This is a genomic window from Candidatus Poribacteria bacterium (assembly GCA_016866785.1).
GTDB lineage: Bacteria > Poribacteria > WGA-4E.
In genome coordinates, this window is sequence record VGLH01000011.1 from 1 (window position 1) to 16,079 (window position 16,079).

At 65.9% G+C, this 16,079-nt stretch carries 17 protein-coding genes; 1 reads left to right on the forward strand and 16 read right to left on the reverse strand.

The annotated features are described in order from the left end of the window. Positions 1–232: 232 nt before the first annotated feature. From FJZ36_02905 to FJZ36_02980, 16 genes are all read right to left on the reverse strand, one after another. Positions 233–553 carry an MFS transporter gene (locus FJZ36_02905; GenBank protein MBM3213847.1) on the reverse strand — a complete coding sequence of 107 codons (321 nt, stop codon included), beginning with the start codon at positions 551–553 and terminating at the stop codon, positions 233–235. 18 nt (positions 554–571) lie between these two features. Next, positions 572–1,114, reverse strand: coding sequence for an IS5 family transposase (locus FJZ36_02910; GenBank protein ID MBM3213848.1), 543 nt, complete (start codon positions 1,112–1,114; stop codon positions 572–574). After that, complete coding sequence (locus tag FJZ36_02915; GenBank protein ID MBM3213849.1) at positions 1,012–1,518, reverse strand: transposase; 507 nt, start codon at positions 1,516–1,518, stop codon at positions 1,012–1,014. The genes FJZ36_02910 and FJZ36_02915 overlap by 103 nt, the downstream gene beginning before the upstream one ends. A gap of 285 nt (positions 1,519–1,803) precedes the next feature. Then, the gene (locus tag FJZ36_02920; GenBank protein MBM3213850.1) at positions 1,804–2,826 is read right to left on the reverse strand and encodes a hypothetical protein; all 1,023 of its coding nucleotides are present in this window, start codon (positions 2,824–2,826) and stop codon (positions 1,804–1,806) included. A gap of 104 nt (positions 2,827–2,930) precedes the next feature. Then, positions 2,931–3,479, reverse strand: a complete 549-nt coding sequence (locus FJZ36_02925; GenBank protein ID MBM3213851.1) for a hypothetical protein — start codon at positions 3,477–3,479, stop codon at positions 2,931–2,933. Between the two features lie 18 nt (positions 3,480–3,497). Continuing rightward, positions 3,498–4,640 carry an alanine--glyoxylate aminotransferase family protein gene (locus tag FJZ36_02930; protein MBM3213852.1) on the reverse strand — a complete coding sequence of 381 codons (1,143 nt, stop codon included), beginning with the start codon at positions 4,638–4,640 and terminating at the stop codon, positions 3,498–3,500. A gap of 145 nt (positions 4,641–4,785) precedes the next feature. Further along, a complete protein-coding gene (locus FJZ36_02935) occupies positions 4,786–6,156 on the reverse strand; it encodes a hypothetical protein (GenBank protein ID MBM3213853.1) in 1,371 nt (456 codons plus the stop codon). Between the two features lie 150 nt (positions 6,157–6,306). Further along, entirely contained in the window at positions 6,307–8,238 is a 1,932-nt protein-coding gene (locus tag FJZ36_02940) for a hypothetical protein (protein MBM3213854.1), read from the reverse strand. 102 nt (positions 8,239–8,340) lie between these two features. Beyond that, complete coding sequence (locus tag FJZ36_02945; protein MBM3213855.1) at positions 8,341–8,766, reverse strand: type II toxin-antitoxin system VapC family toxin; 426 nt, start codon at positions 8,764–8,766, stop codon at positions 8,341–8,343. Further along, positions 8,742–9,014 (reverse strand): hypothetical protein, encoded by a 273-nt coding sequence (locus FJZ36_02950; GenBank protein MBM3213856.1) that lies wholly within the window; start codon positions 9,012–9,014, stop codon positions 8,742–8,744. Before FJZ36_02950 ends, FJZ36_02945 begins: the two co-directional genes overlap by 25 nt. 82 nt (positions 9,015–9,096) lie before the next feature. Further along, entirely contained in the window at positions 9,097–10,599 is a 1,503-nt protein-coding gene (zwf, locus tag FJZ36_02955) for a glucose-6-phosphate dehydrogenase (protein ID MBM3213857.1), read from the reverse strand. An 18-nt stretch (positions 10,600–10,617) separates the two neighbouring features. Next, positions 10,618–11,328: a 7-cyano-7-deazaguanine synthase QueC gene (gene queC, locus FJZ36_02960; GenBank protein ID MBM3213858.1), complete on the reverse strand. Its 711-nt coding sequence runs from the start codon at positions 11,326–11,328 to the stop codon at positions 10,618–10,620. Next, entirely contained in the window at positions 11,318–11,998 is a 681-nt protein-coding gene (locus tag FJZ36_02965) for a 7-carboxy-7-deazaguanine synthase QueE (GenBank protein ID MBM3213859.1), read from the reverse strand. Before FJZ36_02965 ends, queC begins: the two co-directional genes overlap by 11 nt. Before the next feature lie 78 nt (positions 11,999–12,076). After that, on the reverse strand, positions 12,077–13,300 hold the full coding sequence (locus FJZ36_02970) for an ammonium transporter (protein MBM3213860.1): 1,224 nt from the start codon (positions 13,298–13,300) through the stop codon (positions 12,077–12,079). 13 nt (positions 13,301–13,313) lie between these two features. Then, on the reverse strand, positions 13,314–14,339 hold the full coding sequence (locus FJZ36_02975; protein ID MBM3213861.1) for an agmatine deiminase family protein: 1,026 nt from the start codon (positions 14,337–14,339) through the stop codon (positions 13,314–13,316). Further along, a complete protein-coding gene (locus FJZ36_02980) occupies positions 14,336–15,226 on the reverse strand; it encodes a carbon-nitrogen hydrolase (GenBank protein MBM3213862.1) in 891 nt (296 codons plus the stop codon). The genes FJZ36_02975 and FJZ36_02980 overlap by 4 nt, the downstream gene beginning before the upstream one ends. Positions 15,227–15,281: 55 nt before the next feature. On the opposite strand from FJZ36_02980, the gene FJZ36_02985 reads away from it, so the two are divergent. Further along, on the forward strand, positions 15,282–16,076 hold the full coding sequence (locus FJZ36_02985; GenBank protein MBM3213863.1) for a CPBP family intramembrane metalloprotease: 795 nt from the start codon (positions 15,282–15,284) through the stop codon (positions 16,074–16,076). Positions 16,077–16,079: the final 3 nt, after the last annotated feature.

Sequence of the window (16,079 nt, forward strand, 5' to 3'; positions counted from 1 at the left end):
CCGAAAACGGATCGTTGCGCCAGAATCAAAGTGCTCCCGAAGGGATGACGAGGATGCTCGTTCGACCCTAGGAGATCGAACGAGCAGGGGGCATGGCGGCGGGCATGCGGACCCGTCGGGTCCTTGTATCTCTCCGTGAACGTGTTTGGGCCCTATGGGGAGCGATGCGAAGAGCCCAGGTCGTCCGAGGTCGTGGCTGAGCGTGGTCGTCGCTCCCTCAGCGCGAGGCTGTCTACGCACCCACGTCCTCACGCCACTTCGCGAAGCCGAGGAACACCAGCAGCGTTGCTGCCGCCCCGACGATCGCCAGCATGCGGAACAGCCCCGGCAGACCATACGTCTCTGCCCAGACCCCGCCCAGCACGCCCCCCAGCCCGACCAACGCCGTCAGGAACGTCTGCCCGCTCGCCCGGAAGGCTTCCGGCGTGATCCGGTGGATGATCCGCATCGACGCGACGTGGGTTCCGCCGAACGTCAGGGCGTGGAGCGCCTGCGTCGCCAGCACGACATACCACGGCGGCGTCAATGAGAAGACGAAGAGCCGAAACGACATCGCTGCTAAGAGCCTATCTCAATCGGGGTTTTCGGCTTTGAGCCGATGCCAGATGCGCGTCCAGATGAGGATGCAGGCGAGCTTCATCAGTCCGCGGTAGTTCTCCGGTTTGACCTCATAGCGCACCAGAATCGAGCGGTACTTGGCCAACCACGCCATCGTGCGCTCCACCACCCAGCGCCGCGCCGGATGGGTCTTCTCCCCGTGATCGTCGAGCTTCTCCTCGCCGATCCGACGAACATGCCCGACGTATCCAAAGTCGGCGAGCGCCCGCGTTCCCGTGGGGTTGTCGTATGCCTTGTCCAAACACAGGTGCAACGGCTGTTCCTCCGTCGGAAATGGCGGCGCGAGAACGAGGGCGTCCAACGTTGCCGCGAGCAGCTGGGTGTCGTGGACGTTGGCTCCGGCGATCATCACACCCAACGGGCCACCGTTGCTCTCCACGGCGACGCTTCGTTTCACCCCTTTTTTCCGCGATCCGTTGGGTTGGGTCCGACCGCGTCGGCGGAGATGGTCGACTTGCCCATCGCTTTGCCCATCGACCCATCGGCGGACTGCCATGTCCAGTCAATGCCGCCCAACCCCTCGCACCGGAGAAGCAGCTGACGCCAGATGGCATCGAAGATACCCATCTCGCACCACGCCTGGAAATGGCGATGGATCGTGCTGTCGTCGCCGTATTCCTTGGGGATCCGATTCCACTGACAGCCGGTGCGCAGCTTGTAGACAACCCCGTCCAACACCGGGCGAAGCGGCACACGCTTGCGGTCTTGCCGATGTCGAGGATACTCGCGGCTCAGAATCTCCTCGATGATCTCCCACACGTCGTCGGGAACCGCCCAGATCGTCGATTCGGGCTTGGGTTCCGGCTTGGCATCGTCGGTCGTTTGCACGCGATAGACTTCTGAATCGACGAACTCACAGGAGACTATCGGATAACTGCATTCGTCGATTGAGATAGACACTTAGCTTCGCCTGCCGTGTTCCAGAGCGGCATCGCCCAGCGAGTTTCTGTGCTCAGCTGGTTGATCGCTGTTTGCCAGCGGAAACGGCGCTGACTGGCCACCATGGAGCAATCCGATCTGTCAGACACATCCTAGTGTCTCTAGTGTCTGCCATCATCGGTCCTAGTTCTACCCCCTTATCCTGCCTTCTCCCAAAAGCGGAGAGGGAATGGAAACACCCTCCCCTCGCGGCAGCGGGGAGGGTTACGGTGGGATTGGTCTTCCTGTGAATCCGGTTGGCAGACCCTATGCCCCTTGGTTGGTGAACGCCTCCACCACGGCGACGGCGTTCTCGAACGACGTCCCCGGCTGGAGCGCCTTCGCAGCGGCGAGAATGAACCCGCCTCCCGCGCCGACTTCCCGCACGAGCCGACGCACCTCGTCGTGGATCTCCTGCGGCGTCCCGAACTGGATGGTGCTCTGGCTGCCGAGGCATCCCCAGAAGGTGATGTGCTTGCCGTACTGGCGCTTCAGCTCGTAGGGGTTCATCCCTTCGGCTTCCGGCTGAACGCTTTCGAACACGTCGAGACCGATCTCAATGACGTCGGGCAGGATGTCCACGATGCTGCCGCAGGAGTGGCACATGGCGATCTTGCCCTGGGCGTGGACGGCGTCGATCACCTTCGCCCAGCGGGGTTTGAGGAACCGCCGCCAGCGGTCGGGTCCGAGGATGACGCCCCGCTGATCGCCCCAGTCGTCGCCGAAGAAGATCGCGTCGGCGGGAACATCGGCGCACTGGGCGACCATCGAGAGCCGCAGGTCGGTGAGCCGGTCGAGGAGCTCCGCGTAGAAGTCCGGTTCCGTCGCGGCGTCGATGAGCGCGTTCTCGAAGCCGCGTATGCGCCACGTCAGCTCGAACAAGCCCCAGCCCAAGCCAATGATGCTGAACGAGTCGGGATGCGCCGCCATCGCCTTGGCGGCTCCGTCTCTCAAGCCGGGGTTCACGAATCGGTCGGCCGTTGGGAAGTCGTAGCCCTCGAAGCTCGGCTCCTTGAGAGCCGGTTCCTGCAAGTGCCACGGCCGCCGATCCATGCGCCAGAGGGAACCGAAGCCGTCGCGCGCGAACGGGACCGTGTTCGGCTGGTGAAGCGCTGCGTCGATCCCGCCGACGTGGACGATGTAGGGCGTGAAGAGGCTCCGCCAGCGTTCGGCTCCGTAGTGCGCGACGAGCCGCTCCGTGAGCTCCGGGTCTTCGCATCCGAACGTGTAGGGAACTGGTCGCGTCTCCTGATGCGCGATCTGAGCCAGGACGGCTTCGCGTGGGGTCATGGGTAGCTCCTTGGGGATCGAGGCGTTCTCCGTCACCCACCGCTGACGTCCGGCGGCATCCTACCACACTTACGACGACGGGCTCCTGTGCGACCCGGCAGCAGCTAAATATCGAGCGTCTGGAACAGGATGTCGAGGGGTGGGCGCGTGTCCAGCCGCAACGAGAGGCGGTCGAAGGTCACGCCGCGCGAGCCGGTGTAGTCGGAAGCCGTGACGCGGATGGGGATGGATGTCTGCGGCATCAGATCGGGAACTTGATACACCTCGTAGAAGTCGAGGTGGGACGACGGCGGCACGTCCGCCGGGAGCCCGTTGCGGACGAGGCTGGCGAAGATGTCGGCTTCCGCTGCCGGATAGGGCGAAGCGACCATCCACCGCCGCCCGTGGCGGAGTCGCATGTCGATCCGCGACAGCGTCGCCGGGCGCTGCGGGCTCTCGTTGTAGACACGCAGCGAGACGAACAGGAGGGTCGAACCGCCCCGGATGATGAAGCAGTTGGTCCCGCTGGCGAGGAGCTCGACGCGGAGGTGGACGCCCTCATGGCGTTCGCGGCGTGGTCGGAAGGGAACCGTGCCAGCGATGAGATCAGCGATCCACCGCGCGGCGGCGAGAACGAACGCGGCAATCGCGATTCCGAGCGCCCATTGCGCCATCGCGGGGCTCCGTCGCCGCTAGACGGGAGGCTGGCTGAGCGCCTCGAGGACTGCGGCCACTCCTGCGCCCAGGCGGATATCCATCCCGACGTCGCGCATCCCGCACTCGAGAGCGCCCAGAGCGGTCAGCACATCGTAGTTGTCCATCCAGCCCAGATGCGCGATCCGCACGATCCTGCCTGCGAGATGCTCCTGCCCGCCCGCGAAGATGGCTCCATGCGCGTTGCGGATGTGCCGCACTAGAGCCGCGCCATCGCAGTCGTCGGGCAATCGGATGGATGTCAGCGCGTTCGCCGGATGCGCCGCGAAGAGCGGCAGTCCGAGCGCCTTCGCTCCGGCGCGCGTCGCGTGGGCAAGTCGTGCATGCCGCGCCCAGACGTTCTCGATGCCTTCTTCGCGCATGGCGGTCAGCGCCGCGTCGAGACCATAGAGGAGCGAGATCGCCGGCGTAAAGGGCGTTTCGTCCTTGGCTTGGTTCTTCAGCGCCTTGGCGTAGGAGAAATAGTGCTTGGGCAGCGTCGAGCGTTCGCTCGCCTGCCGCGCTCGTTCGCTCAGCGCGCAGAAGGCGAGTCCCGGCGGTGTCATCAAGCCCTTCTGGGAACACGACACGAGGGCATCGACTCCCCAAGCGTCCATGCGGATCTCGTCCGCGCCCAAAGCGCTGACGGCATCCACGACGAGGAGCGTCCCGCGCTCTTGAGTCACGTCGCTGTATGCGCAGATGTCCTGGAGTGCACCGGTCGAGGTCTCGCAGAGCGTCGTTAGCAGGGCTTTGGCGCCCGGATGAGCGTCCAGCACCGATGCGACCTCCTCAGCGTCCGGGCTGGTTCCCCACTCGACGTCGATGGGCACGTACGCCAAGCCGTACGCCGTCGCGATGTCGCCCCAGCGTTCCCCGAACTTCCCACCCCGGATGCCCGCGACCGTATCGCCCGGCGAGAATAGGTTGACGATGGCGAACTCCATCGCGCCCGTCCCAGACGCCGCGAGAATGGCGACTTCGGATTCCGTGCACCAGACGTAGCGCAGGTTCTCGCGCACGCGCCGCACCAAAGCGCGGAACTCCTGCGAGCGGTGATACTCGATGGGCTGCGCCATGGCGAGCACCGCTTCGGGCGGTATCGGCGTGGGACCGGGCGTGTAGAGCCGCCGCTTCATCAAGGTCGGGGGTCTCCTTGCAGGCTGGTCGTGTGACGGAACGGTACCACTCCGTCGGTCGAAGGGTCAAGGCTGCGACCGTACTGCCACAGACCCGTGCCGCGCCCTCGCCCTGTCGCCATGCCGGCGCAGATCGGAGCCCCTCTGGTCAATCGCGAACGACGCGGAGCGCGATATCGTCCGAATAAGCCGGCGGCTTGACGCGGCATGCCCCGCCGCCGTGTTCCACCCGATGCGAGGCAGCGACGGAGCCGGTCATCACATCGACCCACTCGACGCGATAGGTTCCCTTCGGAAGGTCGAGCGTGAACCCGCCCGGAGCCTTCCCATCGACGTAGACGGCGTAGGCGGCTCCCTGCTGCGCCAAGACGCGCACGACGACGCCTTCGGGGACGCCGCCAACGATCTCGTTCGACGGCTCCATCCGCACGAAGTCGAACCCGTTGACGAAGTCGCGCAGGACGCGCAGAGCCGCTCGGAGCGTCTTCCCGCCGCCGCCAGGTTGCTTCTCCGGGAACTGGTACGTGCCGTCGGGATGCTGCGCGGTGAACGAGTAGTCGAGATGGTTGTACAACCCCCCGCCAGCGAGGATGAAGTGCCATCCATCCTTGCGGTAGGGTAGGTCGGCGGTTCCCCGGAAGCCCGTTTCATCGAACCCGATGGCGCGCCCGAGGTGCGCGTTCTCCGCGACGGCGGTCGGAGGGCTGGCGTAGTGGAAGTTGAGGAGCGAAACCAGCGGATCGGGGTTATCCACCTTCGCGGAGCCGTTGGCGATGTTCTGGGCGATCAGGTGCTTCGCCGCCATGCCGCGCTCCGCCCCGTCGATGACGGACGCAATGTGCGCCTGCCATTCGAGTGTGACGCCGCCGAAGTACGGCTCGTTGCAGATCTCGAAGTAGACGTTGTCGAAGTCGCGGAGCGACTGGACGACGCGCACGGTCATCGCGTCCTGGACGGCGAGGAGCGCCGCGTCCTTCATCGTGTAGGGCTCCTCGCGCCCCATGTCGCCGATGCCGTTGACGTTGTTGGACGCCTTCATCGGGCTCAGGTTCCATTGCTCGTCGCCGTAGAAGGGGCAGAAGAGCACGACCTCGACGACGATGCCTCGCTCGCTCGCCAACTCGCAGAACCGGCGCAGACGCGCGAAGTAGTCCTCGTCCCACTTGGTGAGGTCGAACCGGTTCCCTTCGGCGGCATATCCGGGTTGATCGCTCCGCGCCCAGGGGCAGATGAACCGTCCCGGAGCCGGAGCGAGCGTGTTCTGGGTGATGTTGAACGCGCCGTAGTGCTCGACGTAGGAGCCGCCGAAGACGCGGGTCAGGTTGAACCCGTCGGCGGCGAGCTCATCCAGATAGGGTTCCGCCTGGAAGTCGAGGTTCAGGACGGCTCCGTAGTGCTCCGCCGACGTGATGAGAACCGTCGGAGCGCCCCGAAAGAGGAAGTAGCGCGGGTTGTCCGGGTGCAGCGAGATCGGCGCGGCGGCTGGCAGCGCGGCGGCAACGAGCAGCGACGTGAGCATTGTTCGTCCTCCAAGCGGTTGTCGGTCTGCGGTTCCACCCCTCATCCTGACCTTTTCCCACAAGGGGAGAAGGGATCCGTAGCTCCCTCTCCCCATCGTGGGTGGGGGCTGGGGTGAGGGGTCTGCGTCACGGCGTACGACCGCGCGCGGCTACACCCAGAACGCGTAGAGGCGGCGTCCCAGCGCGATCCCGAGCAGGCTCCAAAGGTTCCCGACGATGAACTCGCCGAGGATCAGCCCGAAGAAGAACGGCAGCGCCTTCCGATACGCGCGCACGCCGCCGTGGTTCAGCAGCGTTCGCTTAATCGCCCAACTGATGAGCAGCGGGAACCAGTACCAGTTCATCCCCCACGCGTGCGAGATGGCGAGCCCGATCGGGTGGAGGGACCACCACAGGACGCGCGTCCGCAGGATGAGCATTCCCAGCGTCGCGGCGAGCGATCCGCCCGTGATGGCGACCGCCAAGCCGTGCGGCTCGGTCGGGTTCACGAGCCAGCCCGCCAATCGGCGGTACGGAGCCAGCGGGAAGTAGGTCGCCGCCGGGCCCCAGAAACTGACCGCCGATCCCAGCTTGTAGCCGTAGTGAAGCACGCCCCAGAACGCCGCGAACACGGCGATCCCCGACGCGACCATCATCGCCACGATGAGCCGCCGACTGCTCATGCCAGCGCGTTCCGCCAGCCGGAACCCCTCAAGTTGGTGCGGCATCGGATGGCTGCGGTACGCCTCGCCGTTGATCCAGAAGAACATCGACATGACCGACAGGTCGCGTTTGGTGAACGCCCGCGATCCCAGCAGGTTCGTCAGGATCGAGTCGGGACCGGCGTCGCGCAGGTTCTGCACGGGGGGACCCAGCTCCGCCCGGATGCGCGAGATCGTCAACGACATGGCGAAGTAGATAAAGAAGTAGCTGAACGCGACCCAGACGGACATCCCGGCGCGGTGGCAGAAGATGACGATGAGCGCCGTGCCGACGACCACTCCCCACGCGGCGGCGCGATAGCGCATCGGTTCCTGCGAATCGTCCAGCTCCGACGGACGGTTCAGGGCGCGACGTGTGACGTCCGCGAAGTAGCGCCTTCCCTCCCACAACGCGAAGCCCAGCAGCGCCAGCCACACGCCCGATATCTGTTCCGCCTGGAACGGGAACCCGGGAACCGTGGACCATCCGACCGCCGTCCCGAACACGCGCTCGATCCGCCAGAACAGGTAGAAGAACCAGCACGAGAAGCAGAGCGCCAGCGGCATGATGAACCCCATGCCGAACGCGAAGGGGTAGAACGTGATGGGCATCCAGCCAATCGCGTTGAACGGACGCTCCGTGAAGATGCCGCCGATGTTGGTCGCCTTGACCGGGATGAACGGCACTGCCGGATAAAGGTAGTTGACACCGTTCCACAAGTCGATGCCGCCCGCGAGCGCGAATCCCGCCCAGAGAAGCCGGTTCCGCAGGACGCTCGTACCGGTCAGATCGCGGGTCATCTCGTACGGGAGCTCGACGATCGGGTAGGCGAGGCGTTCGTGATCCGTCCATCGCTTCCGGACGATGACGTTCAGGCAGACCATCACGAACACGAAGACGAGTACGAACCCAAGCCAGTAGAGCGCAGGTCCCAGCCACGCCAGCAGGTGCGCCTTCAGGTAGAGCGACGACTCGCCCATGAAGAACCCGCTCAGGATGCCCATATCGCGCACGGTGAGCCACGCGGGCATCTCCGAGCCGAAGAGCTCCGCCCACTCGTTTTCAGGTGTCGCGTACCAGAACGGCGTCGCGATGATGTGGACGAGGGTCTGAAGAACGTCGGTTCCCAGCAGCGCCGTGGCGACGGCGAGCATCGAGTAGATCGTCAGGAGCTCGCCCTGTTGGAGCGACGCTGTGGGCGCGACCCAGCGCAGGCATGCGCCCAGTCCGACGAGCGTCAGGACGCTGAAGACGACCGTGGATAGGAGCGGGATCGTCGACGGGAAGGTCCCGCCATAGATCAGCTCCATCTGCATGAGCCAGAAGGCGTTGGGCGGGATCAGCAAGACGCCGATGAGAATCGTCCTGATGGAGACGCTGGAGCGTTGTCGTGCTTTCATGGACCCTGCGTCGTCGGTGGCGTGGTCTCCCCGGCGGGTCGGCGGATGCCATTCTATCGGAGTCGGTCAGGAGCCGGAAGGCTGGGGCGACGTGCCGGTGGGTCAGATGGCGGGCATGTCCTCGAAGATCGCGATGTCGTTCATCGGGAAGTGGCGGCGGTTGTAGGTGATGAGCGTTAGCCCGTGGATGCGTGCCGTTGCCGCCAGCAGCATGTCGACCTTGCCAGGCGTTTGACCTTGTCGGTGGAATGTCTGCCAATAAAGAGCGGCTACCTCAGCGACTGGACGGCTGACCGGCAGCACGCGGAACGGCTCGAAGAAGCGACGAGTCTTGGGTTCCTCGCCCGCTCTCGCGCCAGCCCACACCTCGAAGACCGTAAAGGCAGAACAGACGGGCCTCGCATCGGTGACAAGGGAGCGCAAGAGCTCGACAGTCGGTGCATGGTTCCGAAGCGCCCAAATCAGAACGTCCGAATCGAAGAGATAGTGCGTCCTCGTATGGGTCACTTCTCCCGAATCCCGTGCCAGCCTTGGGCGTCGCGAAGCTCTCGGAGGTAGCGCTCCATATCCTCAGCCGTGTTCAGGTCGGGATGGTTTTCGTCCGTCCACGCGCCCGCGCACTCGTCCAACGCTTCGTGGAAATCGAGCACGGCGAGCCTCTCCTGAACCGCATCGGCGATGAACGCGCTGCGCTTACGCGGCGACACCAACCGCTTCAGCCGCTCCAACGTCTCAACGGGCAGTACGACGGTCGTGCGCACCGTTCCTTCCGACATGGCGATCTCCTGCGGCAGCGAACGATGACTTACTGTATGACATCGTACCCGTCGACGCGGCGATCGGCAATCGCGACGCGCGTCAGAGGGAGTGCCACTCCCTGCCGTCGCGGATCAGGAGCTCGTCCGCCTCGGCGGGTCCCCACGTACCAGCCCGGTAGAACGCCAGTCCGGCTGACGACGCCGCCCACGCCGTCAGGACGGGTGTCAGAACACGCCACGCGGCGTCGTGCATCTCCGCCGGGGCGAAAAGCATCGAGTCGCCCTGGATGACGTCGAGGAGCAGCGTCTCGTAGGCATCCGACAACGGCTGACGGAACGCGCGGTCATAGCGGAAATCCATCTCGACCGTCGCGATGTCCATCGACACGCCGGGCGTCTTGGCGGCGAACGACAGGGCGATGCCCTCGTTGGGCTGGATGCGGATCGCCAGGACGTTCCGGCAGGGCGTTCCCTGGCAGTCGCGGAACAGGGCGAGAGGCGGCTCCTTGAAGTGGATGGCGACTTCGGTGACGCGCTTGGGCAGCCGCTTGCCGGTTCGAAAGTAGAACGGCACGCCACTCCATCGCCACGTGTCGATGAAGAGTTTGCCGGCGACGTATGTCTCCGTCGTTGAGGTCGGCGCGACGCGGCTCTCCTCGCGGTATCCCGGCACGGGCGCCTCGCCATGCTCGCCAGCGATGTACTGGCCCCGCAGGATGTCCTCTGCCGCGATGGGACGCAGCGCCTCGGCGACTTTGACCTTCTCCAGCCGCACATGGCGCGCGTCGAGCGACGAGGGCGGCTCCATCGCCACTGTCGCCATCAACTGGATGACGTGGTTCTGGACAATGTCGCGCAGAGCGCCGGTCGATTCGTAGAACGGGCCCCGAGTCTCGACGCCCAGCGTCTCCGCGACGGTGATCTGGACGTGATCGACGTACCGCCGGTTCCAGATGGACTCGTAGATCGTGTTCCCGAATCGGAAGACGAGCAGATTCTGGACGCTCTCTTTGCCAAGGTAATGATCGATCCGATAGACCCGTTCCTCGCGGAAGGCACGTAGGAGCCGCGCGTTCAGCGCCTGGGAGCTCGCCAAGTCGTGCCCGAAGGGCTTCTCGACGACGATCCGATGCCACCCCGGCTCCGGCGACGATGCCAGCCCCGCCGATTCTATGTGATCGACGACGGTCGCGATGGCATCCGGCGGCGTCGAGAGATAGAAGACATACCGCTGCCCGTCAGTACTCAGCGCCGCAAGCCGGCTCGCCAAGCGGTGGAACCCCTGGGCGTCTTCCAGGTCGAGGGCGACGAAGAAGAGCCGCGCGGCGAAGGACGCCCATTCATCGGAACCGACCTCGAAGCCTGCGGCAAACTCGGACAGGCATTCGCGCACTTCATCGCGGAACGCGTCGTCACCCCATTCACGCCTAGCGACGCCGACGATGGACGTTGCCGGATGGAGGTGCCCCTGCCGCCAAAGCTGGAACAGCGACGGAAGCAGCTTCCGGCGCGAGAGATCCCCCGCGACGCCGAAGATGACCAGCGCACACGGAACCTTCGGCGGTTCCGGCTGCGTCGCGCCTGTCGTGACGGTGAAATCCATGCGCCTTCCGTTCGATGGTCAGCGTGCGGATACGGTGGCGTAGTGTGTCGGGTCGGGGATGCCCGCCTCGCGGAACCCCTTGGCACGCAGCAGGCAGGAGTCGCACGCGCCGCAAGCGGCTCCGTCGTCGGACGGGTCGTAGCACGAGTGGGTCAGCGCGTAGTCCACGCCCAGGGCGGCTCCCCGGCGGATGATCTCGGCTTTCGTCAGCGCGATGAGGGGCGTGCGGACCCGGATTCGCGTCGTTCCCTCGACGCCCGCCTTCGTCGCCAGGTTCGCCATGCGCTCGAACGCCTCGATGAACTCCGGGCGGCAGTCGGGGTAGCCTGAGTAGTCGAGCGCGTTGACGCCGATGAACAGGTCGCTCGCGCCCCGCACCTCGGCGTAGGCGAGCGCGAACGCGAGGAAGATCGTGTTCCGCGCAGGCACGTAGGTGATGGGGATTCCCTCGCCGATGTCGCCAGCATCTCTGCCCTTGGGCACGGCGATGTCGTCGGTCAGGGCGGAGCCTCCGAACGCTCGCAGGTCGATCCGCGCCGTGCGGTGCTCGACGGCGCCGAGCGCGGCAGCGATGCGATGGGCAGCGTCGAGCTCGTGGCGGTGGCGCTGTCCGTAGTCGAAGCTCAGCGCGTAAGCGTCGAAACCGTCGTCCACCGCGATGGCGAGAGCCGTCGCCGAGTCGATCCCGCCGCTCAGGAGCACGATGGCAGGCGGACGGTCAGACGCCACGCTTGGTCCCCCAGATGTCGATGTGGAGCCTCGGAGAGAGCCGATAGCCTCGCTCGACGCACGCCTCCGCAAGCCACGCCGTGCGAGTGCGGGTCTCGTCTGGCGTTCTGCCCTCCGGCATGAGCACGACCGAGCTCGGAGCGAGCTCACACTCGCGGACGATGGCGTCGATCTCATCCATGTCCGACGGTTCGCACACGACGAACTTGACCTGGCAGGCATGCCGCGCCGCGAACGCGCGGATGACGTCAGGCGCGTACCGATGCGGCTCGTGCATCGCCAACGCTCGGCGGTCGCTCGTGGGATTCGAGTTGGCGAGCTTGGGGCTCATCGAGATGAGTTGCGCCCGCACCGGCGCGAAGACGGTCGCGTTCGTCTCGACCGTCGTGTGGTAGCCGCCTTCGTCGAGCAGACCGCAGAGCCCTGCCAGTTCCCTCGCCTGGATGAACGGCTCCCCGCCTGTGATGACGACATGTCGGCAGCCGTAGGACGCGATCCGCTCGAACGCCTCTTCGACGGCGATATCGCGATCCTCCGGCTCCCAACTCGTGTAGGGCGTGTCGCACCAGATGCAGCGGAGGTTACAGAAGCTCGTGCGGAAGAAGACGCTGGGAACGCCGACGAGGGTTCCCTCGCCCTGGATCGAGTGGAAGAGCTCGCTGTACTTCATCGGACGGCTTCCGTGAACCACCCGATCGGTTCGACGCTCATGATCGGGACGCGCGCTCATCCGCACGCGGAGGGCGCGTTACTTGAACTCGGCGCGCTGGAAGTCCGGGTATGCCTCGTTGGAGTGCTCCACGTGATCCAGCCCTTCCAGCTCGTCGTCGCGGGAGACTCGAAGCCCAGCGAATCGCGACAGGATCGTGCAGGTGAGCCACATCGCGCCGGCTCCAGCAGCGGCGACAGCCGCGATGCCGATCACCTGCGCGACCAGCAAGCGCGACCCCCCGCCCATCAAGAGCCCTTCACTCGGAACGAGCAGTCCTGCCACGAGGCATCCCCAGACGCCCGCCAGCCCGTGAACCGGCACGACGCCGCCCACGTCGTCAAGCTGCAGCCGGTCGCTCCACTGCGTTCCCAACACCGACAGGAACCCGCCGACCCCCCCGACGATGACGCCAGCCAATGGATTCAGCCGATCCGCCGCCGCGACGACCGCGACCGTCCCGGCGACCGCGCCGTTCAGGATGAGCGCGACGTCCGGCTTCCCGAACCGCCCCCACGCGAACGACATCGCCGCCAACGCCCCCGCCGACTGTCCCAGCAGAGCCACGACGGCGATCTCGGCGAGCGGAGGCGTCGGAACGCCGACGATGTTGCTCACCTGCGTCCCCCTGCCCATCAGGAGCCCGAGCCATCCGATCGTCAGGAGCCAGAACCCGACGGCGCTCATGGGCAGATTGTGCGCCGGCAGCGCGTTCGGCAGCCCCTCGCGCGAGTAGCGCCCGATCCTCGGACCAACGGCGCGAGTCGCCCCCAGAGCCGCCGCCCCGCCAAGGATGTGGATCGCCGCCGCCCCGCCGAAGTCGCGGAACCCCAGCGAGTGCAGCCATCCGTTCGGATGCCAGACCCAGTGCTGGACGACCGGCACGATGACGCCCATCGTCACCAGAATGACGATCATCGACGCGCCGAACCGCGTCCTGCCCAGCATTCCCGACACGGCGACGGTCCCGGCGAACACGGCGAGCATCGTGTAGAACCACCACGCCGACGCCGAGCCCATCGGGACACCGGTACCCAGCGAGAAGAACCCCGTCGTGCCGACGAGCCCCGACGCGGAATCCCCGTATGCGAACCCGCTTCCGACCGCCCACTGGAGCAGAACGCCGATCCAAAGGACCACCGCCAGGAGCACCGAACTATGCCCGGCGGTCTTGGATCGCGCGTAGCCGACCACCATGACGGCGACTCCGGCGACTGCCAGTGTCGCGCCCAACGCTGCGTAGATCAGTTCCGTGTTACCCATCGTGACGCCTCCGTCACGCTCGGTGCGCCGGCTGCTGCTGGGTCAGACAGTGGCAGGCGCCCAGCCCAAGCACCAGATCGCGCGCCATGATCGGCACGATCCGGCGCGTCGGGAACAGGCTCGCGCAGGCAGACCTCGCCAGCGCATCTCTCTCTCCTCCGAACACCGGAAGCAGCACGCACTCGTTCCCGATGTAGAAGTTCAGGTAGCTCGCGGGCAGGCGGACGCCCTCGACTTCGACCGGTTCCGGCATCGGCAGCGGAACCACTTCCAGAGGCATTCCGTCCTCGGCTCTCAGTTCCTGCAGGCGGCACAGATTGTCCGCCAGGGGCTCGTGGTTCTCGTCCGATGGATCGTCCTCGACCGCCGTCACGACCGCGCGGGAACCGACGAACCGCGTGATGTCGTCCACGTGTCCGTCCGTGTCGTCGCCGACGATGCCCTCGCCCAGCCATAGGACGTTCGTTACACCCAGGTGGCGGCGCAGCACGTTCTCGATCTCGTTCACGCTCATCCCCGGGTTCCGCGTCGGGTTCAGCAAACACGACTCCGTCGTCAGGAGCGTGCCGGTTCCGTTCACGTCGATGGAGCCGCCCTCCAGGATGAGCCCCGGTTCCACGCGCGGCATGTCGAGCAGCGCCGCCACCTGCGCAGGCACGGCGTCGTCCAGGTCCCATGGGGGGTACTTCCCGCCCCACATGTTGAACCCCCAGTCGTTCAGCGCGATTCCGTCCTGGGTGGCGACGAAGTTGGGCCCGTAGTCGCGGATCCACGCGTCGTTCGTTGGGATACGATGGAGCCGGACTCGCGCTGTCGGCACGTCCGCTTGCTGGAGGCACGTCCGCGCCCGGAGCTCCATCGCCTCGTCGTTCACCAGCACACAGACGATCTCACCCGTCACGAGGGCTCGGATCATCTCGACGAACGCGCGTTCAGCCCGCTCGACGCCGAGGTACCACGTCTCCGGATTGTGGGGCCAGGCGAGCCACGTCGCGGCGTGGGGCTCCCACTCCGCCGGCATCCGGTAACGGGCGCTCATCGTCGTCTGCCGTCCAGATAGCGCTCCATGATGCCGCCGTAGGCATCGATCCGACGATCTCTCAGGAAGGGCCACGCGCGGCGGATCTCGCGGAGCAAGCCCATGTCGCACTCGGCGATCAGCGTCTCCTCGCGCTCCTCGGCGCGAACGATGACGCGTCCGAACGGATCGCACGCGAAGGAGTTTCCCCAGAACTGGAGCCCGCCCTCGATTCCCACGCGATTGACCGCCGCGACGAAGACTCCGTTGGCGATGGCATGGGAACGCTGGATGGACTCCCAAGCGTTGCGCTGTGCCTCGCCCCACTCGTCCTTCTCGAATGCGTGCCAGCCGATGGCGGTGGGGTAGAACAGGATCGATGCGCCGTGGAGCGCCGTCAGCCGCGCCGCTTCGGGGAACCACTGATCCCAGCAGACGAGGACGCCGATCCGACCGAACGCCGTGTCGAACGCGCGGAACCCGGTGTCGCCCGGCGTGAAGTAGTACTTTTCGTAGTAGAGGGGGTCGTCGGGAATGTGCATCTTGCGGTAGATGCCGGCGATGGAACCGTCCGCGTCGAGGACGACCGCCGTGTTGTGGTAGAGCCCTTCGGCGCGCGCCTCGAAGAGCGACGCGACGATCACGATGCCCAGTTCCGCCGCGAGGGCTCCCAGCAGTGCCGTCGATTCGCCGGGAATCGGTTCCGCCAGGTCAAACCGATCCGCGTCCTCGGTCTGGCAGAAGTAGGTCGAGCGGAAGAGCTCCTGCAGGCAGACGATCTGGGCTCCACGAGCCGCCGCGCGTCGGATCGCGGCGACCGTACGGCTCAGGTTCGACGGGGTGTCGTCCGAGCACGTCGTCTGGACGAGACCGATCTTGACTCGGTCCAACTCGATAGGGCGAGACATCGGCTTCCTTTTCGCCTGTGACAGCGGCTCCGAGTATACCACACGCCAACGAGCCATGCCGCCTTTTGCGCGCCGTGACTGCGTCGGCTACACTTCCGCCGACCGGACGAGGAGTTCCCGCGTGCGCCGACTGCGAGACACGACGACGAGCTTCCTGCGCGACTTGCGGGGCTCGCTCTCGGCGGAGTCCTGCGTCGTCCTCACCGCCGCGCCGGCTCTCCTGACCATCGAGCGCTACGTCGGCAGACCCCGAACGTTCCGAGGCTTCACAGGCGCCTGGACGTCCCTTCCATGGTACGAGCTCCTGCCGTACGCCTGGTGGTACGGCATCGCGGCGACTCTGCTGTTCGTCGTGCCAGCCGTCCTGTCCTGGGCGGGGTTCCGGCGAAGCCCAGCCGAGACGGGCTTTCGTATCGGCGATCCGCGCGCGGCATGGCTGCTCTTACCGGCGTTCATCGCCATGGCGGCGGTCGTGGTCGCCGTGAGCGGTCTACCGTCCTTCGCGGCGAAGTACCCGCTCTGCACCCTGGCGCGCGAGGACGTCCGCGTTCTCATCGTCTACGAGCTGCTCTACGGCGTCTACTTCCTCGCGTGGGAGTACTTCTTCCGCGGCTGGATGCTCAACGGCTTGGCGCGCGACTTCGGATCCGCGGCGATCTGGATTCAGACGCTGCCGTTCGTCATCGCGCACTTTGGTAAGCCCTTTCCGGAAGCGTTCGGGTCGCTTCCGGCGGGGCTGTTCCTCGGCTGGATCGCGTGGCGCTCCGAGTCTTTCGTTTACGGTTGGTTGCTCCATTGGGGCGTTGCGGCGCTGCTCGACGTGTCGGTGGTTCTGCGTCACGGCATGTAGGAA